Annotated in this window: 19 protein-coding genes; 12 read left to right on the top strand and 7 right to left on the bottom strand. The window is 70.9% G+C overall.

The genetic code is table 11. The annotated features are described in order from the left end of the window. Positions 1–73: 73 nt before the first annotated feature. The 7 genes from FVE89_RS12445 to crtD form a co-directional block, all read right to left on the bottom strand. Positions 74–943, bottom strand: coding sequence for a hypothetical protein (locus tag FVE89_RS12445; protein ID WP_160534255.1), 870 nt, complete (start codon positions 941–943; stop codon positions 74–76). Next, positions 940–2,781 (bottom strand): ABC transporter ATP-binding protein, encoded by a 1,842-nt coding sequence (locus tag FVE89_RS12440; protein ID WP_160534254.1) that lies wholly within the window; start codon positions 2,779–2,781, stop codon positions 940–942. The genes FVE89_RS12445 and FVE89_RS12440 overlap by 4 nt, the downstream gene beginning before the upstream one ends. Further along, positions 2,778–5,168, bottom strand: a complete 2,391-nt coding sequence (locus FVE89_RS31110; protein WP_246730644.1) for a glycosyltransferase — start codon at positions 5,166–5,168, stop codon at positions 2,778–2,780. The genes FVE89_RS12440 and FVE89_RS31110 overlap by 4 nt, the downstream gene beginning before the upstream one ends. Continuing rightward, a complete protein-coding gene (locus FVE89_RS12425) occupies positions 5,156–6,436 on the bottom strand; it encodes a glycosyltransferase family 4 protein (protein WP_160534253.1) in 1,281 nt (426 codons plus the stop codon). The genes FVE89_RS31110 and FVE89_RS12425 overlap by 13 nt, the downstream gene beginning before the upstream one ends. After that, a complete protein-coding gene (locus FVE89_RS12420) occupies positions 6,433–7,671 on the bottom strand; it encodes a glycosyltransferase (RefSeq protein ID WP_160534252.1) in 1,239 nt (412 codons plus the stop codon). Before FVE89_RS12420 ends, FVE89_RS12425 begins: the two co-directional genes overlap by 4 nt. A 160-nt stretch (positions 7,672–7,831) precedes the next feature. Next, positions 7,832–8,728, bottom strand: coding sequence for a carotenoid 1,2-hydratase (locus FVE89_RS12415; protein ID WP_160534251.1), 897 nt, complete (start codon positions 8,726–8,728; stop codon positions 7,832–7,834). Further along, positions 8,725–10,257 (bottom strand): 1-hydroxycarotenoid 3,4-desaturase CrtD, encoded by a 1,533-nt coding sequence (crtD, locus tag FVE89_RS12410; protein WP_160534250.1) that lies wholly within the window; start codon positions 10,255–10,257, stop codon positions 8,725–8,727. The genes FVE89_RS12415 and crtD overlap by 4 nt, the downstream gene beginning before the upstream one ends. Before the next feature lie 109 nt (positions 10,258–10,366). On the opposite strand from crtD, the gene FVE89_RS12405 reads away from it, so the two are divergent. The 12 genes from FVE89_RS12405 to pufC all read left to right on the top strand — a co-directional run bounded on the left by FVE89_RS12405 (position 10,367) and on the right by pufC (position 21,434). Further along, a complete protein-coding gene (locus FVE89_RS12405; RefSeq protein ID WP_160534249.1) occupies positions 10,367–11,236 on the top strand; it encodes a polyprenyl synthetase family protein in 870 nt (289 codons plus the stop codon). A gap of 86 nt (positions 11,237–11,322) precedes the next feature. After that, on the top strand, positions 11,323–12,393 hold the full coding sequence (locus FVE89_RS12400) for a methyltransferase (RefSeq protein WP_160534248.1): 1,071 nt from the start codon (positions 11,323–11,325) through the stop codon (positions 12,391–12,393). Between the two features lie 93 nt (positions 12,394–12,486). After that, positions 12,487–13,425, top strand: a complete 939-nt coding sequence (bchC, locus tag FVE89_RS12395) for a chlorophyll synthesis pathway protein BchC (protein ID WP_160534247.1) — start codon at positions 12,487–12,489, stop codon at positions 13,423–13,425. Beyond that, positions 13,422–14,426 carry a chlorophyllide a reductase iron protein subunit X gene (locus tag FVE89_RS12390; protein ID WP_160534246.1) on the top strand — a complete coding sequence of 335 codons (1,005 nt, stop codon included), beginning with the start codon at positions 13,422–13,424 and terminating at the stop codon, positions 14,424–14,426. Before bchC ends, FVE89_RS12390 begins: the two co-directional genes overlap by 4 nt. A gap of 3 nt (positions 14,427–14,429) precedes the next feature. Further along, the gene (gene bchY, locus FVE89_RS12385; RefSeq protein WP_160534245.1) at positions 14,430–15,959 is read left to right on the top strand and encodes a chlorophyllide a reductase subunit Y; all 1,530 of its coding nucleotides are present in this window, start codon (positions 14,430–14,432) and stop codon (positions 15,957–15,959) included. Beyond that, on the top strand, positions 15,959–17,425 hold the full coding sequence (gene bchZ, locus FVE89_RS12380) for a chlorophyllide a reductase subunit Z (protein WP_160534244.1): 1,467 nt from the start codon (positions 15,959–15,961) through the stop codon (positions 17,423–17,425). Before bchY ends, bchZ begins: the two co-directional genes overlap by 1 nt. A gap of 35 nt (positions 17,426–17,460) precedes the next feature. After that, entirely contained in the window at positions 17,461–17,682 is a 222-nt protein-coding gene (locus tag FVE89_RS12375; protein ID WP_202130739.1) for a hypothetical protein, read from the top strand. Positions 17,683–17,910: 228 nt separating this feature from the next. After that, a complete protein-coding gene (gene pufB / locus FVE89_RS12370; protein ID WP_012319767.1) occupies positions 17,911–18,147 on the top strand; it encodes a light-harvesting antenna LH1, beta subunit in 237 nt (78 codons plus the stop codon). Between the two features lie 10 nt (positions 18,148–18,157). Further along, a complete protein-coding gene (gene pufA / locus FVE89_RS12365) occupies positions 18,158–18,349 on the top strand; it encodes a light-harvesting antenna LH1, alpha subunit (RefSeq protein ID WP_160534243.1) in 192 nt (63 codons plus the stop codon). A gap of 79 nt (positions 18,350–18,428) precedes the next feature. Next, positions 18,429–19,253, top strand: a complete 825-nt coding sequence (gene pufL, locus FVE89_RS12360) for a photosynthetic reaction center subunit L (RefSeq protein ID WP_160534242.1) — start codon at positions 18,429–18,431, stop codon at positions 19,251–19,253. Between the two features lie 77 nt (positions 19,254–19,330). Beyond that, entirely contained in the window at positions 19,331–20,311 is a 981-nt protein-coding gene (gene pufM / locus FVE89_RS12355) for a photosynthetic reaction center subunit M (RefSeq protein ID WP_160534241.1), read from the top strand. Between the two features lie 10 nt (positions 20,312–20,321). Then, positions 20,322–21,434: a photosynthetic reaction center cytochrome PufC gene (gene pufC / locus FVE89_RS12350; RefSeq protein ID WP_160534240.1), complete on the top strand. Its 1,113-nt coding sequence runs from the start codon at positions 20,322–20,324 to the stop codon at positions 21,432–21,434. Positions 21,435–21,489 lie beyond the last annotated feature (55 nt).

Genomic DNA, 21,489 nt, shown 5'->3' with positions numbered 1-21,489 from the left:
GACCCCTGCTGACGCAGGGGCCACCCTCCCCCGCAGAGGGGGGAGGGGAAACCGTCGCGCTCGTCGCGGCCGTTCATGGCCCGCCTCGCAGCGTCACCGAGGTCAGCCGCGCCGGCGAATACCCCGTGGCCCGGTGGAGATCGTCGAAGGCATGCGATCGGGCGATCAGACCCGCCGCCTGCCGCATCAGCGCGTCGTCGGCCGGCTGCTCGAACGGGCGGCCGTTCCGGATCCAGCGGATCGGCTCAGGGCTGCGCTCGGGGCCGGTGATCATCGCAATGGTCGGGTGCGCAGGGCCGCCATGGGCGTGGATCCGGTGGCCGGCCGCGTCGTCGTCGAACAGCAGGCGGGTCAGGCCGCGGGCGTGCGCTTCGACAACCCGCCGCCCCTGCGCCACGTGATCGTCGAAGAACGCCACCGTGGCCGCCGGGTCGAGCATCGACCAATCGGCCGTGGACCAGTCGGCGGTGCTGTAGCGGGCCTGCCGGTCGCGATACTGGAGGCCCGTCAGGTCGGGATCGTGGCAGAAGATCCGCGCCTCCGGGCAGGCCTGCCGGATGACCCAGGTGGTCAGCCCGCGGAACACGCCCGACTCGATGACGAAGGCCGGTTTCAAGGCCCGCAAGGCCACGTAGAGCTGCAGCGCCCCGTTGAACCCGCTGCCGCCGCGCCGCTGCCGTACGGGCGCCGTCGGGATCAGCGACCAGAAGGCCCGGACCTGATCGATGACGGGTCCGTCCGGATTCAGCCCGGCCGCCGCGAGGTCGCGCTCCAGGATGGCGGCCGCCGATTCGAGCAGCGTCGCCACCTCGCGCGGGGAGGTCGGGCGGTGGCTCCAGTCGGGCGCGGCCGGCACGAGGTCGTAACCCAGCCGGTCGAACAGCGGCCCGAGCACCTTCCGGCGCAGGCGCTCCATCACGACCGGGGGGCGCATCTGGCTCATGCGGCCACCGCTTCGGTCGCGCCGCCGAACCGCACCCGGTGGCCGGCCTCGATCGTGCGCATCGCGCCCGCCTCGTCGGGCTCCAGCCGGTAGGGCGCCTCCCAGCGCGTCGGATCGTTCCGGTCGGCCGCCACCGCCGCGAAGTCGAGCGGGTGGTCGAGGCTCGGATCGGGCACGGCGGCGAGCAGCGCCCGCGTATAGGGATGGACCGGCCGGCGGAACAGCGCGGCCCGGGGCGCCTCCTCGACGATCCGGCCGCGGCACATCACGCTGATCGTATCCGCCATGTAGTCGATCACCGCCAGGTTGTGAGACACGATGAGGTAGGAGAGCCCCAAAGCCGCCTGGAGATCCTTCAGCAGGTTCAGGATCTGCGCCTGCACCGACACGTCGAGCGCCGAGACCGGCTCGTCGAGCACGAGGAGGCGCGGCTCGACGGCGAGCGCGCGGGCGATGCCGATACGCTGGCGCTGGCCGCCCGAGAAGGCGTGCGGATAGCGGCCGAGGCCGCTCGCCTCCAAGCCGACCATGGCCATCAGGGCGCGGCAGCGCTCCTTGCGCTCGGCCGCCGGGACGCCGTGGATCTCCATCGGCTCGCACAGGATCTGACGCACCGTCATGCGCGGATCGAGGGAGGCGTAGGGATCCTGGAACACGAACTGGACCGTGCGCCGGTAGGCGAACAGCGCGTCGCCGCCCAGCGCGTGGACGTCCCGTGGGCCGCTGCCGTCGTCGAACAGGATCCGGCCGGAATCCGGGGCGAGCGCCCGCATGATCATCTTCGAGACCGTGGTCTTGCCCGAGCCCGATTCGCCGACGAGCCCAAGTGTTTGGCCGGCGGCGAGGCTGAGCGACACGTCGGAGACGGCGTGCACGAGGCGCGGCTTCTGGAAGATCCGGCCGGAGCGCAGCGTGAAGGTTTTGCTCACTCCCTCGACCTGGAGGATCGGGCCCGCCAGCGGCGCACGCACCTGCACCGGCGGGATTTCGGCCTTGGCCGGGCGGATCGGGGTCAGGCGCTCGCCCGGCGCCATGTCGAACCGGGGCACCGCATGGAGCAGCGCCCGGAGATAGGCGTGGCCGGGCGCGCGCATCACCGCCTCGCGCGGGCCGGATTCGACGAGGCGCCCGCGATAGAGCACGGCGACATCGTGAGCCACGTTGGCGACCACGCCGAGATCGTGGGTGATGAGCAGGATCGCCATCCCGGTCTCCTCCTGGAGTCGGGCGAGCAGGGCGAGGATCTGGGCCTGAGTGGTCACGTCGAGCGCCGTGGTCGGCTCGTCGGCGACCAGCAGGGCCGGCTTCAGGATCAGCGCCATGGCGATCATCGCGCGCTGGCGCAGGCCGCCCGACAGCTCGAACGGGTAGGTCCGCAGGGCGCGCTTCGGATCGGGAAAGCCGACGCGGGCCAGGGCCTCCTGCGTGCGCGCATCCGATTCCCGCTGGTCGGCGCCGGTGTGGATGCGCAGCGCCTCGCCGATCTGGTCGCCGATCGTGTGGAGCGGCGAAAGGCAGGTCATCGGCTCCTGGAAGATCATCGCGATGCGCTGGCCGCGGATCGCCCGCATGGCCGCGCCCTCGGCGGGGAGCCGCGCGATGTCGATCTCCGTGCTGCCGTCGCGAAACAGGATCTGGCCCCGGGTGATGGCGGCGGATGGCGGCAGGATCCGCAGGATCGCCTGCGCGGTCACCGACTTGCCCGAGCCCGATTCCCCGACAAGCGCCAGGGTGCGCCCCCGCTTCACGTCGAGCGACAGGCCGTGCAGCGCCTCGAACGGTGTCGGCTCGGCTCGGAACGCGACCGCAAGATCGCGTATGGACAGAAGCGCGCTCAAACGGTCCCCGCGACCTCAAGCCCGGCATGATGGGGCGGCCTATCGCACCTGTCCATTGCGACACTGTCGAAGGCACTGCGTGGATGCAGCATTGCAATCGCCGGATGCTTGAGGAGCACGCTCAGGAGCGCCTCGATAAAGCCCCAGACGGCCTCGTCCTGCGCCAGATGGTGGGTCAGCAATCCGATCGGGCGCTCTGGTCCCTGCGTGATAGCGTCGGCGAGGGCGTCGAGCATCGCCCCGGGGTCGCGCAGGGAGCGTGAGCCGCGCCAGTCGATCGGATCGAGCGTGGCGTCGATCCGGCGCAGGCCGGCGATCGGCGGTCCGGGGACCGCAGAGAGGCCGCGATAGCCGAGATCCGGCAGGGCGGCCGCGAGCGTCGGCGCGAGGCGGTTCCAGGGCGGCACGAAGACCGGGAGGAGGATCGAGCCCGGCACGCGCTCCCGGGCGATGCGTAGGCCCGCGGCCGCATCCGCGACGCACGCGGCCAGCGGACGATCGGCGCCGAATTCCGCGGGCTTGGCGCCGGGCGGCGCGTGGTTGCGGTGGGCGAGGCCGTGGACCGCGACGCTTACATCCGGCGCCGCTTCGAGGCGTCTCGCCAGGGCCGGTTCGAGGCCGGCTGGAATGGCGGCGAGCAGGAGCGGGGCATCATAGTCCTGCGCCAGCCCGACCAGCCGGTCGAGGGCGGGGGTCGCCGTCACCGCGTCGTCGTCGCGCCAGAGGAAGGGAATCACGAGGCCGCGCTCACCGGCAGCGTCGAGCGCCTGACGCAGCCTGTGCCAGCACGAAACGCCATCCGGGCGAAGCGTGGGTTCTTCTCCCGTGCGGGCTGGCAAACCCGGATCTTTTCGTTGGACCGCGACGTTCGTGGCGGAGCGCGACCGGCCCCCTCTCCCCTGCGGGACAGGGTCGGGATGAGGGGCGAGAGGGTTCAGGATCGGTTGCGCCACCGAAGCGCCCCGAGGGCGCGTCGCGTCCGGCGCGTTCTCGTCTCTCACCCTGTCCCCCTCCGGCACGGGAACGGCGACCCGCACCTCATCCTCGATCGGCGCGTCCGGACCTGATGTGCGCGTTCGCACCTCCGCATGGAACAGGGGGCACGTCGCGCCCGATTCGTCAGGCCGTGTTCGGCCCTCTTGCGCCGTGCCCTCGCGACCGGAGCTCGCATCACCCACAGGCTCCGAGCTGCGCGCTCGCGCCGGATCGATCCGTCCCGGGGCGGAGATCGTTCCAGCCGTCGGTTGCCGGCTCCTTCCGCGACGATCCGCATGAAGCGCCTCGACGATCTCGACCGACCGCGCAGCCCCTCTCAGGTCGAGCCCATGGACACCCGGCGGGGGCGCCCGCAGCTGAGCCTCCACCGCCTGGAGCAGCGCCCCGGCATGCAGCGTCGCCTCCGGCAGGATCCGTGCGAGGCCGCGCGCCGCGAGATGCTCCGCGCGCAGCCGCTGCTCGGTCTCACCGCCGGCCTCGAACGGCACCAGCACGGCGGGCGTCCCGGCCGCGAGGAGATCGGTGGCGGTGTTGTAGCCGGACTGGCTCACCGACAGCGCGGCACCGGCCAGCAGGGCCCGGTAATCCGCCCGGGCACGGCCGAGGATATGTTCCGGCAGGCCCCGGGCGATGTCGGTGAGCGCACCCTCCGGCACGCCGTGGCCGGCCAGGATCCGCCAGCCGAGATCCGGTCGCAGGCGGGCCGCGTCGGCGGCGGCGCGCAGGAGCAGCAGTCCGGCCGGCCCGGATCCGGCGGCGACCAGCACACCGGCGCGCGCTGCGGCCGGGACAGGGCGCGTGCCCTCGTCCACGTAGCCCGTGTAGCGAAGCTTGGCGGCCGTGACGGAATCGAGCGGCCAGGAGGCGTCGAGGGGCACGAGCGTCGGATCGCCGTGGACCAGCACGGCGTCGTAGAAGGCCGCGACCCGGGCATGGGCCTGCGCGATCCGCTCCGGCCGCGGCGAGGCGACGAGGATGTCACGCACGGAGGCGAGGATCAGCGGGCGCGGCACCCGCGCATTCGCGGCCTCGACGAGGGCCAGGAACTCCTCCGCCAGGGCGCGACGGCCGAAGGGGAACAGCTCGGTCAGCACGGCATCGGGCGCGAAGCCCTCGAACGCTTCGCGCATCACGGTGCGGCGGTGCGTCAGCCACTCCGTATCCGCCGGCTCCCCGTCCGGCTTGAGCAGCGTCGAGAACGCCGTTCCGACGATGTGCAGCGGCGGCAGCTGGACGAGGCGCACGGAGTCGAGGCGCACCAGGGGTGCCGGAACGCCGCCGGAGATCAGCATCACCTCGTGGCCGGCCGTCGCGAAGGCCCGGCCCAGGGCCGCGGCGCGCGTCAGATGCCCGGCGCCGAGCAGATGCGTGACGGCGATCAGGACGCGCATGCGGAGACCTCCGACGCGGTGTCGTTCGCGGCTGCGCCGAGGCCGCCCGAAACCCGGAGCCGGGCGGCGATCAGCGACACGGCGGCCTCCTCCGAGAAGTCCCGCACGAGCCGGGCGCGCGCCGCCGCGCCGAGGCGGCGTCTCCGGTCCGGATCCCCCGCCAGACCGGTCAGGGCCGCCGTCAGGGCCGCCGGCTCGCCGGGCGGGACCAGGACGCCGTGGACGCCATCGCAGATGAATTCCGGCGTGCCGCCGAAGGCCGTCGCGAGGATCGGCAGGGCCTGGCTCGCGGCCTCCATCAGGACGTTCGGCAAGCCGTCGCGGTCGCCGCCGGGGCCGGGCTTGGTCGGCAACACAAATAAGTCGGCCTCGCGCATGGCCGCGATGACCTCCGGTTGCGCCAGGGCGCCCCGGAACGTTACCCGCCCGGCGAGACCGCGCTCGCGAACCCGCGCCTCCAGCGCGCCGCGCAATTCGCCGCCGCCGATCAGCACGAGCCGCCAATGAAGGGCCGCCGGGAGGCCCGCGAGGGCATCGATCAGGTCGTCATGCCCCTTCTTGGCCACGAGCCGTCCCACGCAGACGAGCCGTAACGGTGCCGCGGGGTCGGTGCCGTCACGCGGGTCGTCCCGCCTGGGCGCATCGGGGAAGCGGCCGAGATCGAGCCCGTGATAGGCGAGCAGCGTCCGCCCCTGAGCCAGCGCATCGAGACGCCTCTGACCGTCGCGGGTGCAGGTCACACCCCAGCGGGCGTCGCGCAATTTTTCGGCCAAGTCCCAGTCCGGCGTCGTCCAGATGTCCTTGGCGTGGGCTGAAAAGCTCCAGCCGCGTCCCGTCAGCAGAGCCGCGTAGCGGGCCACGCTGGCGGGCGTGTGCAGGAAATGCACGTGGATATGCGTGCTTTGAGCGGGCAGCTCGCGGGCCAGAACCAGCGCCTGGCCGAGCCGGCGCAGGCGCGAGGCCGTGGGGTCACGCAAGAGATCGCGGAGGAAGAGCTTCAGGAGCGCGGGCAGATGCCGCCGCCGCAGCGCAGCCAGGAAACCCCGCAGCACGCGGAACGGCGCATCGCGCAGGTATTCGGGGAGATAGGAGACCGGCGCGCGGATCGCCTTGTGCATCGGGTGATACGCCCGGTCGGTCGGGCGGCGCAGGGACCAGATCTCCAGATGCAGCCCGCGCCGCTCCAGGGCCAGGATCTCCTGGGCGATGAAGGTCTCGGACAGCCGCGGATAGCCCTTCAGGACGACGGCGATCCGTCGCTCGCTCACGAGTAGGCCCGCACGCGCTGGTGCCCGACGCGGGATCCGGCGAGCGCCCGGACCCGCCGGGCGACGGCTTCGAGTCCGCCCAGCAGGCCCGGCACGAGGACACGCGACGGCTCGGTCTGGTCCGGAAGGGCGCGAAGGGCTGTGGCCATGCGTTCCGGCGCCCGTCCATCCTCCTCCATCAGAACCCGCACGAGGCCCAGGCCCTCTGCCGCCAGGGCGCGGATCGCCTGCTCCCGGCGCGGTTCGGTGCGCGGCACGAGGATCGCCCGGCGATCGAAGGACAGGATCTCGCAGAACGTGTTGTAGCCCCCCATGGCGACCACGCCGGCCGCCTTGCTCATCAGGAACTCGATCTCGCTGTCGAAGGTGATGGCGACGACCCGCCCGGCGAGGGCGCCGATGCGCGCGTCGAACCCGGCGCGGGCCGCATCGTCGAGGAACGGCCCGAAGGCGATGAGCGCGGGCAGCGGGATGCCCGGATCGGCCTCGTAGGCGGCGAGGACCCAGTCGATCAGCGCGGCGCCGTCCCCGCCGCCGCCCGCCGTGACGAGGATGAACGGGCCCTTGGCCACGGCCGGCTCCTCGCGCCCGCGACGCCGTTCCGGCAGGTCGCGGCGCAGATAACCGGTGAAGGTCAGCCGCTCGGCGATCCGGGCTGCGGTCTCCGGCTCCATCGGCAGCGCAGCCAGGGGCTCGTGGATGCGGCTCAGGCCGTAGACCCAGATCTCGTCGTAGAAGCGCGCCATGGTCTCGACGGCGCCCTTGCGCTCCCATTCAAGGACGAGACGATCGGCCTCGTCGAGCACGTCGCGCAGGCCGAGGACCAGCCGGATCCCCCGCCCGGCCGCCCAATCGAGGGTCGGCAGCAACTCGCCGTGAAACCCGGCGGGCTCCTTGTCGACGACGATCATGTCGGGATCGAAGGCCGCGCAGGTGCGGGCGATGATGTCGGTCCGCAGCGCCACCGTCCGGTCGAGGGGCACGGCGGCGTCCCGGCTGGCATAGCCCCCATCGGGGAATTTCACGACCGGCGGCAGCCGGACCGTCTGCACGCCGGGTGCGAAGGCGAAGCGGTCGATCACCGGCGACCCGGACACGATCAGCGCCCGGGCCCGGGCGTCCCCCGACACGATCGCGTTGGCGATCGCCCGCGAGCGGCGCAGATGGCCGAGCCCGAAAGTGTCGTGGCTGTAGATGAGAACGCGTGGGCCGGATGACGCCTCGTCCTCTCGCATTCCGGTGACCGCCTCGGTTGACGGCGCGAGGATCGCAGCCGACGCCCTCTCGCACAAGCGGGGCCGGACGGTAAACAGCGCCATCGGGCAGCGGTGCATCGGTCTGATTGCAACTGTGTGACGGGCTGTGTCCGCCGTCAAACGCTCGCAGGGGGCGGTCTTACCGGCCTGCCGTCGGGCGCGTCGACGGACCCTGCGACCGGATCGGCGGCCTGGGCATCCGGAACGGCAGCATCAGCCGCACGAGCGGGTTGCGGAACCGGTCGAGCGACAGGCTCTCGTGTATCGCGCGCACCGGCTCGCCGCACAGGGTCGAGGCGAGGAGCGAGCGGGCATAGAACGGCGTGTTCTCGTAGGTGGTGAGGACGCGCGCCCGGCCGTCGTCGCTGCGGGTCTCGCGACGCATCCGCCAGAGGCGCGTCGGCGGCAAAGGGGCGGCCGCGGGTGGGCGGATCTCGCGCCGGCTGCCGTCCCGGTTGAAGCGCAGCGACAGGTTCTGGCCGCCGCCCGCCCGGTGCTGCACGTCGTACAGGATCGCGGCGCCGTCCGGCAGGTCGGCCCGGCACCAGGTCCAGCGGGTGAAGGCGTCCTCCAAAGCTTCGTCGCCGTCGTTGGTGTCGAAATAGGCGCTCCCGCTCCACCTGAGGCCCGGCTGCTCGAACGCGACCTCCACCCGCGAGGACGGCGCCATCGGCCACCAGCGATGGCGCCCGGCGCGGTCGAGGTGGAACGGGCCGGCCGTGAAGCCCGGCGGCTCCAGCCGGACCGTGCCGCGCAGCCGGTGGGGCAGGGGAGATCCGCGCTCGTCGATCCGGATGGTCAGCGCCGTGCCGTCCCACTGCATCGCGCTCGGTCCGATGGCGATGTGATCGGCGTCCCGCGACAGGCTGTCGGCGCGCCGCTCCGTCATGGCGAAGCGGCTCTGCGCGCCGTAGAGCACGACGTTCATCGCACAGTGTGCGAACGGGTCGCGCTCGGCGCTCCAGGCGTAATAGGGCGAGAACACGCTGCCGATGAACGCGATGATCGTGAGGCCCTGCCGGCCGTCGTCGCTCACCGCATCGACGTACCACCACGCGTAGCCGCCCTGCGCGACCGGCCCGTCGAAGCGCGGTCGTCCAAAATCGCCGCCGCCGCCAGCCGGCCCGACTGCGCCGCCATCGGCACGCCCGGCCCCGGATGGACCGAGCCCCCCGCGAGGTACAGGCCCGGCAGCGCCGTCCGCGCGCCGGCCCGCTTGAAGGTCGCCGCCCAGCCCTGCGCCGCCCGCCCGTAGAGCGCGCCCCCCGTCCCCGGAAACAGGGCCTCGAAGTCCCGAGGCGTCGTGGTCACGGGCGATCCCATCTCCAGGCTCAGCCCGCAGGACTCCAACCGGCGCAACAGGTTCCTTGCGCATGTCTCGATCTCCGGTTGCGTGGGGGGGCGGTCCCGGCCGTCCGCCGGGGCGTTGACGAGGAGAAGCAGGCGCTCGGGTCCTGCCGGCGTGCTTCCGGATTCCGTCCGGTCCTGCGCGCAGACATAGACGGTCGGGTCCTCGGGCAGCCGGCGCCCGCGCAGGATCGCGTCGAACTCGGCCCTGTAATCTTCCGAGAAGAACACGGTGTGGTGGGCGAGGGGGAAACCCCGCGGCGTCGCCACGGCGCAGAAGGTCACGGCCGAGAGCGAGCGCTCGGCCGGCGCCAGCCGCGCGCCGGCCGGAACCGCATCGGGGCCGAGCAGCCCGCCGCCGAGGGCCGCGCAATCGGCGTTGCAGACGATGATGTCGGCCGCGATCCGCTCGCCGCCGGCCAGAAAGACGCCGCCCGCCCGGCCGCCCTCGGCGACGATGCGCGCCACATGGGCACCGTAGCGGAACGTGGCCCCCCGTTCCGCGGCGAGATCCGCAATCGCCTGCGCCAGGGCGCTCAAGCCCCCCGCGACGGTCCAGATTCCCGCCTGTTCCACATGGGCGACGAGCATCAGCGTCGCCGGCGCGCTGAACGGCGAGGCGCCGCAATAGGTGGCGTAGCGGCCGAACAGCTGCAGCAGCCGCGGATCGCGGAAGAACGTGCCGAGGGCCGACCACAGATTGGCGAAGGGCTGGATCCGCCAGAGGTCGCCGAGACCCGAGATTCCCACCCGCTTGGCAAGGCCCGCCGGGTTGGTCCGGCCGTCGCGGATGAACGGACCTTCGAGGGTGCGGTAGATCTCCGCCGACCGGGCGCAGAAGCGCCGGTAGCCGTCGGCCTCCCTTGGGCTCGCAAAGGCCGCGATGGCCGCGGCCGAGGCCTCGATGTCGGCGAAGAGGTCGAGGCGTTCGTCGCGGCTCCAGGCGTGCCGGGCCAGGAGCTCCGCGGGGCTCAGCGCGACATGGTCATCGAGCCGTTCGCCGCATTCGGCAAAAAGCTCCTCGAACACCCAGCGCATGGTGAAGACGGTCGGTCCCGCCTCGACGGCTTGGCCCCCGACCGGAACGCTGCGCATCTTGCCGCCCGGCTGCGCGGCCCGTTCCAGAACGGTGACGTCGAGTCCCGCCTGCGCGAGCCGGAGCGCGGCAGCCAAGCCGCCGATGCCGGCCCCGATCACGACGACGCGCTCCTGCGCCACGTCCGCCCCGCTGTTTCGCTCCGAAACGGGATTGATCTCCCGTCCGCCGAGTGTCAATAAGAAATGACACCTGTCGCTGACAACCCAAAACCACACGGGAGACAACGCGATGGAGTCGGGCCGGCGGATCGAAATGGCGCTGGATCGCGCCGTGGCGCACGCAGAGGCGCCGGGGGCACCGCCGCTTCTCGCGGAAGCCCTGCGCTACGCGGTATTCCCCGGCGGGCACAGGATCCGCCCGCGCCTCTGCCTCTCCGTGGCGCTGGCCTGCGGCGACGACGATCCGGCGGGTTCGACGGCGGCGGCGGCGGCCATCGAGCTGCTGCACTGCGCGTCGCTCGTCCACGACGATCTGCCGTGCTTCGACGATGCGCCGATGCGTCGGCAGAAGCCCTCGGTCCACGTCGCTTTCGGCGAGCCGATCGCGGTCCTGACGGGCGATGCGCTGATCGTGCTCGCCTTCGAGACGGTCGCCCGCGCGGCAGGCCCCCATCCGAGGCGACTCGGCCGGCTGGTCGGCCTCCTCGGCCGCGCTGCGGGCTCGCCCTCCGGCATCGCGGCGGGGCAGGCCTGGGAATCGGAGGCGCATGTGAGCCTCAGCGACTACCAGCAGGCCAAGACCGGCGCGCTCTTCGCGGCCGCCACGGTTGCCGGTGCAGCCGCCGCGGGTGCCGAGCCCGAACCCTGGCGCCGACTCGGCGAATGCCTGGGCGAAGCCTATCAGGTGGCCGACGACCTGCGGGACGTCGCCTGCCGCCAGGAGGAGATCGGCAAGCCGGCCGGGCGCGATGCCACGCTCGGCCGCCCGAACGCGGCGGCTTTGCTCGGCACCGGTGGTGCTTTGGACCGTCTGTCCCGGCTCACCCGCGAGGCCGTGGCGGCGATCCCGGATTGTCCCGGCGCGGCAGCCCTCACCGCCGAGATCGAGGCGCAGGCGCGGCTGTTTCTGCCGGCGAGCCTGCGGACGGTGGTGGCCTGAGCGCCGGCACCCTGCCTGGGGCCGAGGCGCGACCGCCGGCCCCGGCCGCCTGGAGCGAGCGGTGGCTCGCGTGGCGCAACCGCCTGGTGGCGAATCCGCGGTTTCAGCGCTGGGCGGCCGGGTTTCCGCCGACCCGCGGCATCGCCCGCCGCAACACGCGCGCGCTGTTCGATCTCTGCGCCGGCTTCGTCTACGCGCAGGTGCTGACCGCCTGCATCCGGCTCGATCTCTTCGCGATCCTGGCCGATGGTCCGATGCCGACGGAGCTGCTGTCCCGTCGCCTCGATCTGCCATTGGAGAACGCCCGGCGCCTGCTTCGCGCCGCCGAATCGCTCGGACTGGTGCGGTCGCTCAAGGGCGATCGGTACGCGCTGGCCGACCTCGGTGCCGCGCTCAACGGAAACCCCGGAATCGCCGCGATGGTCGAGCACCACGCGCTGCTCTACGACGACCTCGCCGACCCGGTGCGCCTCCTGCGCGGTCAGGCACAGCCGACCCGGCTGTCGGGCTACTGGCCCTACGCATCCGGCACCGCGGCCGAACCCGAGGCCTATGCCCGCTACAGCGCCCTGATGGGCGCCTCGCAGGCCATGATCGCCGAGGATGTGCTCGACGCCTGCGATCTGTCCGGCACCCGACATCTGATGGATGTCGGCGGCGGCGAGGGCGTCTTCCTCGAAGCGGTCGCCGCCCGACACGCGCATCTCGACCTGACCCTGTTCGATCTGCCCACTGTGGCCGAGCGCGCAGCTGCGCGGCTGTCGCGGCTGGGGCTCGGCGACCGCATCCCCTGCCGCGGCGGCGACTTCCACGCCGGTCTGCCACAGGGCGCCGACACGATCTCGCTGGTGCGGATCGTCCACGATCACGACGACCGCCCGGCCCAGGCCCTCCTCGCGGCGGCCCATGCGGCGCTGCCCCCCGGCGGGCGCCTGATCCTGGCCGAACCGATGGCCGGAACGCCGGGGGCCGAACCCGCGGGAGACGCGTATTTCGGCCTCTACCTGCTGGCCATGGGGGCCGGCCGGCCGCGCCGCAGCGCCGAGCTGAGCGCCATGCTCCGGGAGGCCGGATTTGCCTCTGTCCGTGAGCCGAAAACCCGCCGCCCGTTGCTCGCCAGGATGCTGATCGCCCGGAAAATGGCCGCCCCGTCGTAAGTTCTACTTGACGCTCCGACGTGTCTATCTAGGATGACACTTAGCGACATCGTTCCTGCGAGAGTCGCCTGAAGCAGGGCGGAAATTCCCACCATGGATGCGCTCGCCGTCCTCCTCGAACGTCCGGAACACCTGTCGGTCCAGCGGCTGAGGCTTGAGCCTGCCGACGGGTCCGACGCTGTCGTCGCGATCGCCTGGAGCGGGATCAGCACCGGAACGGAGCGCCTGCTCTGGTCGGGCCGCATGCCGTCCTTTCCCGGCATGGGCTACCCGCTGGTGCCCGGCTACGAATCCGTCGGCACGGTCGTGGAGGCGGACGATGCCGGTGCCGTCCGGGTGGGCCAGACCGTCTTCGTACCCGGCGCCCGCTGCTTCGGCGCGGTGCGCGGCCTGTTCGGCGGTGCCGCCTCGCATCTGGTCGCACCCGCCACCCGGCTGGTGCCGGTCAATGAAGGGCTCGGCGATACCGCCTGTCTCCTCGCCCTCGCGGCGACGGCCTATCGGGCGCTCGGCGGCATTCGGCCCGGGGCGACTCCGTTGATCGTCGGACACGGCGTGCTCGGCCGGCTGCTGGCGCGCCTGACGCGCGCGGCCGGCGCGGCGCCGACCGTCTGGGAGCGGGATCCGGTCCGTCGGGCCGGTGATCACGGCTATCCGGTCCTCTCCCCCGAGGATGATCCCCGCCGCGACTACGCGGTGATCACCGATGTCAGTGGCGACGCCTCGGGCCTCGACGCGCTGATCGCGCGGCTCGCGCCCGGCGGCGAGATCGTGCTCGCGGGCTTCTACGAGGCGCCGCTGAGCTTCGCCTTCCCGCCAGCCTTCATGCGCGAGGCCCGGATCCGCATCTCGGCCGAGTTCAAGCCGGAGGATCTCGTCGCCGTGACGGCGCTGATCGAGGCCGGCCGGCTCTCCCTCGACGGTTTGATCACGCACCGCGTGCCCGCGGCCGATGCCGAGGCCGCCTACCGCACGGCCTTCACCGACCCCGCCTGCCTCAAGATGATCCTCGACTGGAGGGACGCCGCGTGAACGTTCAGCTCAACAAGGCCGCCCTCAGCCAAGCGACCCAGCTCCGCGCCGAGGCCGCGATCGAGCCCGATGCCGTCTCGACCGTGCCGGCGAAGAAAGAGACGCAGATCATCGCGATCTACGGCAAGGGCGGCATCGGCAAGTCGTTCACGCTCGCCAATCTCAGCTACATGATGGCGCAGCAGGGCAAGAAGGTCCTGCTGATCGGCTGCGACCCGAAGAGCGACACCACCTCGCTCCTCTTCGGCGGCAAGGCCTGCCCGACCATCATCGAGACCTCGACCAAGAAGAAGCTCGCCGGCGAGGCGGTCGCGATCGGCGACGTCTGCTTCAAGCGCGACGGCGTCTACGCGATGGAACTCGGCGGGCCGGAAGTCGGACGCGGCTGCGGCGGGCGCGGCATCATCCACGGCTTCGAGCTGCTGGAAAAGCTTGGGTTCCACGAATGGGGCTTCGATTCCGTCCTGCTCGACTTCCTCGGTGACGTGGTCTGCGGCGGCTTCGGCCTGCCGATCGCCCGGGACATGTGCCAGAAGGTCATCGTCGTCGGCTCGAACGACCTGCAGTCGCTCTACGTCGCCAACAACGTCTGCTCGGCGGTCGAATACTTCCGCAAGCTCGGCGGCAATGTCGGCGTCGGCGGGCTGGTGATCAACAAGGATGACGGCACCGGCGAGGCCCAGGCCTTTGCGGAGGCCGTCGGCATCCCGGTCCTGGCCTCGATCCCGGCCGACGAGGATATCCGGCGCAAGAGCGCCAATTACGAGATCATCGGCAAGCCGGACGGGCGCTGGGGCGCGCTGTTCGCGGAACTCGCCGCCAACGTCGCCGAGGCCGCGCCGCATCGGCCGATGCCGCTCTCGCAGGATGGACTGCTCGGCCTGTTCTCCAGCGAGACCACCGGCCGCGACGTGGTCCTGGTCCCCGCGACTCACGAGGACATGTGCGGCGTCGCCCACGTGTCCAAGCCGTCCCTCGAAGTCGTCTACGACGAGGTCTGAGGCATGGCCGTCTCCCTCGACATCGCCGATCTGCGGGCCCGCCAGGTGGCCTCGACGATCGATCGCGCCGCCACAGAGGGCGACGGTCTCGGCTGCCACGCCGGCAAGGACGCGATGCGGGCGGCCGCGGAAGCCGCCGGCCTATCGGAGACGCTGGCGCAGCTCCGCGAAGACTATCCGCAGGGGCCGCACGATCAGCCGCAGAGCATGTGCCCGGCCTTCGGCTCGCTCCGGGTCGGCCTGCGGATGCGCCGCACCGCCACGATCCTCTCCGGGAGCGCCTGCTGCGTCTACGGCCTGACCTTCACGTCGCATTTCTATGGGGCCAAGCGCAGCGTCGGCTACGTGCCGTTCAACTCGGAGACCCTGGTCACCGGCAAGCTGTTCGAGGACATCCGCGAGGCGGTCCACGCCACCGCGAAGCCGGAGGATTACGACGCCGTCGTCGTCATCAACCTCTGTGTGCCCACCGCATCCGGTGTTCCGCTGCGTTTGCTCCCAAAAGAAATCGACGGCGTCCGGGTGATCGGCATCGACGTGCCGGGCTTCGGCGTGCCGACCCATGCCGAGGCCAAGGACGTGCTGGCCGGCGCCATGCTGAAGGTCGCCCGCGGGGAGGCCGAGCAGGGTCCGGTCGCGGCGCCTCGCGGCGGCCGCTCGGCGCGCCCGAGCGTGGCACTCCTCGGCGAAGTGTTTCCGGCCGACCCGGTGGTGATCGGATCGCTGCTTGAGCCGCTGGGGCTGTCCGCCGGGCCGGTAGTGCCGACCCGGGAATGGCGCGAGCTCTACGCCGCCCTCGATTGTGCCGCCGTGGCGGCGATCCACCCGTTCTACACGGCCTCGCTTCGCGAATTCGAGGCGGCGGGCCGCCCGATCGTCGGCTCGGCCCCCGTGGGCGTCGATGGTACGGCCGACTGGCTCGACCGGATCGGCGAGGCCTGCGGCGTGCCCCGCGCCACCGTCGAGGCGGCCAAGAACAGGATCCTGCCCGGGATCCGCGGCGCACTCGGTGCGATGCCGATCAAGGGCCGGATCACGCTCTCGGGCTACGAGGGCTCGGAACTTCTGGTGGCGCGCCTCCTCGTCGAGAGCGGCGCCGAGGTGCCGTATGTCGGCACCGCCTGCCCGCGCACGCCCTGGTCGGAAGCCGATCGCGACTGGCTGGAATCCCGCGGTACCGAGGTGCGCTACCGGGCCTCGCTGGAAGACGACCTCCACGCCTTGGAGTCGCTGAAACCCGACCTCGCGATCGGCACGACGCCGGTGGTGCAGCGGGCCAAGGAGCGCGGCACGCCGGCGCTCTACTTCACCAACCTGATCTCGGCGCGTCCGCTGATGGGCGCGGCCGGCGCCGGGTCGCTCGCCACGGTGATCAATGCCGCGCTCGGCAACAGGGCGCGGTTCGACGCCATGCGCGACTTCTTCGAGGGCGTCGGCACCGGCCACGCCGCTGGCGTCTGGCAGGAGGTGCCGCAGCGCCGCCAGGGTCCGAAGATCGAAGGTCCGAAGACGCCGATCGGGGAGATGGCGTGATGCTGATCCTCGATCACGACAGGGCCGGGGGCTACTGGGGTGCGGTCTACGTCTTCACGGCGATCAAGGGCCTTCAGGTTGTCATCGACGGCCCTGTCGGCTGCGAGAACCTGCCGGTCACCTCGGTGCTGCACTACACCGACGCGCTGCCGCCGCACGAACTGCCGATCGTCGTCACCGGCCTCGCCGAGGAAGAGTTGGGCCGCCACGGCACCGAGGGCGCCATGAAGCGCGCCCACGCCACCCTCGATCCGGGCCAGCCGAGCGTGGTGGTGACCGGCTCCATCGCCGAGATGATCGGCGGCGGCGTGACTCCGGAGGGGACCGGCCTCCAGCGCTTCCTGCCCCGCACCATCGACGAGGACCAGTGGCAGGCGGCCGACCGGGCCATGCGCTGGCTCTGGCAGGAATACGGGGCGAAAAAATTCGTCAAAAAGGGCATCCCGACCCGGCCCGAGAAAAAGCCTGGCGAAAAGCCGCGGGTGAACCTGATCGGCCCGGCCTACGGCACGTTCAACATGCCCTCCGACCTCGCCGAGATCCGGCGGCTGGTGGAGGGGATCGGCGCCGAGGTGAACCTGACCTTTCCGCTCGGCGCGCACCTCGCCGACGTGCCGAAGCTCGTCAACGCCGACGCCAATATCTGCCTCTACCGCGAGTTCGGCCGGCTGCTCTGCGAGGATCTGGAGCGCCCGTACCTCCAGGCGCCGATCGGGATTTTCTCGACCACCAAGTTCCTGCGCTCGCTCGGCGCAATCCTGGGCCTTGACCCCGAGCCGTTCATCGAGCGGGAGCGCCACACCACGATCAAGCCGGTCTGGGACCTCTGGCGCTCGGTGACGCAGGATTTTTTTGGGACCGCGAGCTTCGGCATCGTGGCCACCGAGACCTACGCCCGCGGCGTGCGCCACTTCCTCGAAGACGAGGTGGGCCTGCCCTGCCACTTCGCCTTCGGGCGCTCGGCCGGGGCGAAGCCCGACAACGCCGCCGTGCGCGCCGCGATCGCCGCGCAGCCGCCGCTGGTTCTGTTCGGCTCGTTCAACGAGCGGATGTACCTCGCCGAATCCGGCGCGCGGGCGACCTACGTCCCGGCCTCGTTCCCTGGGGCGATCATCCGGCGGCACACCGGCACGCCGTTCATGGGCTACGCGGGCGCGACCTACCTCGTGCAGGAGGTGTGCAACGCCCTGTTCGACACCCTCTTCCACATCCTGCCGCTCGCCCGCGACATGGACAAGGTCGAGGCGACCCCGGCCCGCCGTCACGCCGAACTGCCCTGGGACGAGGCCGCCCGGCAGGCGCTCGACGCTCTGGTGGACTCGCAGCCGGTGCTCGCCCGGATCTCTGCCGCCAAGCGCCTGCGCGACGCCGCCGAGCGCGCAGCGCGGGACGCCGAATCCGAGGCCGTGGCGCCCGCCCATGTGGCGCGGGCCCGGGCCGATCTCGCCGGGGGGATCCCGGCATGAATCATCTCACCGTTTCACCCAGAGGAGACCTGACGATGCGTACGATGGTCCCGACCGCGCGCCAGCACCAGGAAGAGATCCAGTTCCGGCTGATCCTGGCGGCGACCTACCCGTTCTTCCTCGCCGCCGCGGCGGTGAACCGGTTCCGGCCCGCCCGGGAGGTCGCCCGTCCGGGCATGGCGCCGGCGCGCCGCTCGGTCTTCGGCGAGGCCCGCGCCATGGCGGTTCAGGCGATCCCCTTCGCCTTCATGGGCTGACGCGCCTTGGAGCGCTCTCCGTCGAAGTGGCCGCCGGTTCGGCGCAAGAGGGCGAGTCAAAACAAAGACTTAGAGCCGTTTCCGATCGCAGCGTGATCGGAAACGGCTCTAAGCGAGACGCTTCCGTCCGGTGACGCGGGGGAAGTCGAGCCGGGGGCGCCGCAAGGTCCCACGGCTGAACCCGTCGCGCTTCGCCAGAGGCGCGGCCAACACACGGAGGTCTGAACGATGGCGAGTGGACCCGTCACTACAGAAAGACCGAGCAGCCTGTCCGGGCTGACGGAACCGGAAGCCAAGGAGTTCCACGCGATCTTCCTGACGAGCTTCCTCATCTTCACGGCGATCGCCGTGGTCGCCCACATCCTCGTCTGGCTGTGGCGTCCGTGGCTCCCTGGACCGCAGGGCTACGCCTCGCTCGAGGGCGTCCGCGATGCGGCCCACGCCCTCGTCACGATGATCGGCTGAGGAGGCTCGAATGCACAAGGTCTGGTTGCTGTTCGATCCGCGCCGCACGCTGGTGGCTCTGTTCACCTTCCTCTTCATCCTGGCGCTGCTGATCCACTTCATCCTGCTCTCGACCGACCGGTTCAACTGGCTGGACGGGCCGAGGAACAACAAGGCGGCCGCGAACACGATCACGCTCGCCCTGCCGCAGATGCCGGCCTGAGTGCCGGTCCGGACCGCGGCGCGCGAGGGCCGCGGTCACCGCTTGTGTCCTTCTTCGGCCTGACTGGGGAGCAGCCGCCATGGCGATGCTGAGCTTCGAGCGCAAATACAGGATTCGCGGCGGCACCCTGCTCGGCGGCGACCTGTTCGACTTCTGGGTCGGGCCGTTCTTCGTCGGCTTCTTCGGCGTGGTCGGGATGTTCTTCACGGTGCTGGGCACCGCGCTCGTCATCTACGGCGCGGCGATCGGGCCGACCTGGAACATCTGGCAGATCAATATCGCGCCGCCGGATATCAGCTACGGCTTGAGGCTCGCGCCGTTGAAGGACGGCGGCCTCTGGCAGATCATCACCATGTGCGCGCTGGGCTCGTTCGTGTCCTGGGCGCTGCGCGAGGTCGAGATCTGCCGCAAGCTCGGCATCGGCTATCACGTGCCGGTCGCCTTCGGCATGGCGATCTTTGCCTATTTCACGCTGGAGGTGATCCGCCCGTTCCTGATGGGCGCCTGGGGCTACGGCTTCCCCTACGGCATCCTCAGCCACCTCGATTGGGTGTCGAACACCGGATATCAGTATCTCCACTTCCACTACAACCCGGCGCACATGCTGGCCGTGACGTTCTTCTTCACCACGACGCTGGCGCTGGCCATGCACGGCGGCCTGATCCTCTCGGCGACGAACCCGAAGAAGGGCGAGACCGTCAAGACGCCCGAGCACGAGGACACGTTCTTCCGCGACACGATCGGCTACTCGATCGGAACCCTGGGCGTGCACCGCCTCGGTCTGTTCCTGGCCCTGTCGGCGGGGTTCTGGAGCGCGGTCTGCATCGTGATCAGCGGTCCGTTCTGGACGCAGGGCTGGCCGCAATGGTGGGGCTGGTGGCTCAACCTGCCGGTCTGGCGATGAGCGACGGACGGAAGCCACGTCGAAACGGATGATGCGCGCCGCGCCCGGCGTGCGGCACTCCCGGGGGAGGGCAGGCCATGGCCTATTACCAGAACATCTTCACGCAGGTTCAGGTGCGCCCGCTGAAGCCGGAGCACGGCGTGCCGGTCGCCGTCGATGATCGGATCGGCAAGCCGTTCAACAGCTACCTGTTCGGGCTCATCGGCAATTCCCAAGTCGGGCCGATCTATATCGGCTATATCGCGGCGCTGTCGATCACCTGCGGGGTGATCGCCTTCGAGATCATCGGGCTCAACATGTGGGCCTCGGTGAACTGGGATCCGGTCCAGTTCGTGCGGCAATTGCCGTGGCTCGCCCTGGAGCCGCCCCTGCCGAAATACGGGTTGAAGGTCCTGCCGCCGCTCAACGAGGGCGGCTGGTGGTTGATCGCCGGCTTCTTCCTCACCGCGGCCATCCTGCTCTGGTGGGTTCACCTCTACCGGCGTGCGCGCGCGCTCGGCCTCGGGACCCATGTGCCATGGGCCTTCGCGTCGGCGATCTGGCTCTACCTCGTCCTCGGCTTCATTCGGCCGCTGCTGATGGGTTCGTGGTCGGAGGCGGTGCCGTTCGGGATCTTCCCGCACCTCGATTGGACCGCGGCCTTCTCGCTCCGCTACGGCAACCTGTTCTACAACCCGTTCCACATGCTCTCGATCACGTTCCTCTACGGATCGACGTTGCTGTTCGCGATGCACGGGGGCACCATCCTGGCCTGCTCGCGCTACGGCGCCGAGCGCGAGATCGACCAGATCGTCGATCGCGGCACCGCCACCGAGCGCGCCGCCCTGTTCTGGCGCTGGACCATGGGCTTCAACGCCACGATGGAGTCGATCCACCGCTGGGCATGGTGGTTCGCGGTGCTGACCACGCTGACCGGCGGCATCGGCATCCTGCTCACCGGCACCGTGGTCGACAACTGGTACCTCTGGGCCGTCAAGCACCACGTCGCCCCCGCCTATCCGCAGGTCTACGGCCCGATCGTGGATCCCGCCCATCTCGCACCCGGCCCGAGGCCGTGAGGAGGCCGTCATGAAGACGATTCTGGCGGTGGTCGGCGGGGCGCTGGCGCTGTTCCTCACCATCGCGATGTTCGGCGGCGCGGGCTGGACCCACCCGCCCATGGCGGTCAAGCAGACCGGCTTCCGCGGGACGGGCATGGACCTGATCCGCACCCGGGCCGGCAACGAGGCGCTGGCGGAAGCCAACCGGGCGCCGGCCCCGGCCGATCCCGCAGAAGCCGGCGGCGAGAAGGCTTCGGCCGTCTACGAGAACGTGCAGGTTCTGGGCGATCTCTCGGCCGAGCAATTCAACCGCGTGATGGTCTCGATCACCGAATGGGTCGCGCCGCAGCAGGGTTGCACCTACTGCCACAGCACCGAGAACATGGCCTCCGACGAGCTCTATCAGAAGCGCGTCGCCCGCCGCATGCTGCAGATGACCCAGTACATCAATGCGTCCTGGAAGGAGAACCACGTCCATCAGGCCGGCGTGACCTGCTACACCTGCCACCGGGGCAATCCGGTGCCGGCCAATATCTGGTTCGACCATCCGGTCCAGGGGGCCGGGCGCTTCATCCCGCGCAACAACAGCCAGAACCTCGCCTCAGCTGAGGTCGGCAATACCTCGCTGCCCTACGACGTCTATCAGGCCTTCTACCAGCACAAGGAGACGTCGGAGGATGCCGTCCGGGTCAACGCCACCACGGCGCTGCCCGAGACCAAGGGCAAGCCGATCCAGGATGCGGAGAAGACGTTTGCGATCATGATCAGCATGTCGCAATCGCTCGGCGTGAACTGCACCTTCTGCCACAACACCCGCTCGGTGGCGCAGTGGGACACGAGCACGCCGAACCGCGTCCATGCCTGGTACGGCATCCGCATGGTGCGGGACCTCAACCAGGACTACATGACGCCGCTGACCTCAACCTTCCCGCGCAACCGCCTCGGGGCACTCGGGGACGCGCCGAAGATCAACTGCGCCACCTGCCACAACGGCGCCAACAAGCCGCTCAACGGCGCCAACGTGATCGAGCCCTATCCGGAGTTGGCGCACCCGACGGTGGCGGTGAATCTGCCGGTGGGCGAGGCGAAGGATCCGATCCCCGGGACGCAGACGCCGACGCCCAAGCCCACGAAGCCTTGATCCGGGCGGCGGAGCGGAAAGGCTCCGCCGCCTGCAAGCCACAGGGAACCTCCGT

The organism is Methylobacterium sp. 2A, assembly GCF_009806555.1.
Lineage (GTDB): Bacteria > Pseudomonadota > Alphaproteobacteria > Rhizobiales > Beijerinckiaceae > Methylobacterium.
The sequence above is the reverse complement of the archived record's forward strand: the minus strand, read 5'-3'. Positions and strand labels throughout refer to the sequence as shown.

Excerpts from the sequence above, each read along its gene's own strand:
- FVE89_RS12445 (WP_160534255.1), bottom strand. The coding sequence starts at position 943 with ATGAGCCAGATGCGCCCCCCGGTCGTGATGGAGCGCCTGCGCCGGAAG.
- FVE89_RS31110 (WP_246730644.1), bottom strand. The coding sequence starts at position 5,168 with ATGCGCGTCCTGATCGCCGTCACGCATCTGCTCGGCGCCGGGCATCTG.
- FVE89_RS12420 (WP_160534252.1), bottom strand. The coding sequence starts at position 7,671 with ATGCGAGAGGACGAGGCGTCATCCGGCCCACGCGTTCTCATCTACAGC.
- FVE89_RS12405 (WP_160534249.1), top strand. The coding sequence starts at position 10,367 with ATGGAGTCGGGCCGGCGGATCGAAATGGCGCTGGATCGCGCCGTGGCG.
- bchC (WP_160534247.1), top strand. The coding sequence starts at position 12,487 with ATGGATGCGCTCGCCGTCCTCCTCGAACGTCCGGAACACCTGTCGGTC.
- bchY (WP_160534245.1), top strand. The coding sequence starts at position 14,430 with ATGGCCGTCTCCCTCGACATCGCCGATCTGCGGGCCCGCCAGGTGGCC.
- bchZ (WP_160534244.1), top strand. The coding sequence starts at position 15,959 with ATGCTGATCCTCGATCACGACAGGGCCGGGGGCTACTGGGGTGCGGTC.
- FVE89_RS12375 (WP_202130739.1), top strand. The coding sequence starts at position 17,461 with ATGCGTACGATGGTCCCGACCGCGCGCCAGCACCAGGAAGAGATCCAG.
- pufB (WP_012319767.1), top strand. The coding sequence starts at position 17,911 with ATGGCGAGTGGACCCGTCACTACAGAAAGACCGAGCAGCCTGTCCGGG.
- pufA (WP_160534243.1), top strand. The coding sequence starts at position 18,158 with ATGCACAAGGTCTGGTTGCTGTTCGATCCGCGCCGCACGCTGGTGGCT.
- pufL (WP_160534242.1), top strand. The coding sequence starts at position 18,429 with ATGGCGATGCTGAGCTTCGAGCGCAAATACAGGATTCGCGGCGGCACC.
- pufM (WP_160534241.1), top strand. The coding sequence starts at position 19,331 with ATGGCCTATTACCAGAACATCTTCACGCAGGTTCAGGTGCGCCCGCTG.
- pufC (WP_160534240.1), top strand. The coding sequence starts at position 20,322 with ATGAAGACGATTCTGGCGGTGGTCGGCGGGGCGCTGGCGCTGTTCCTC.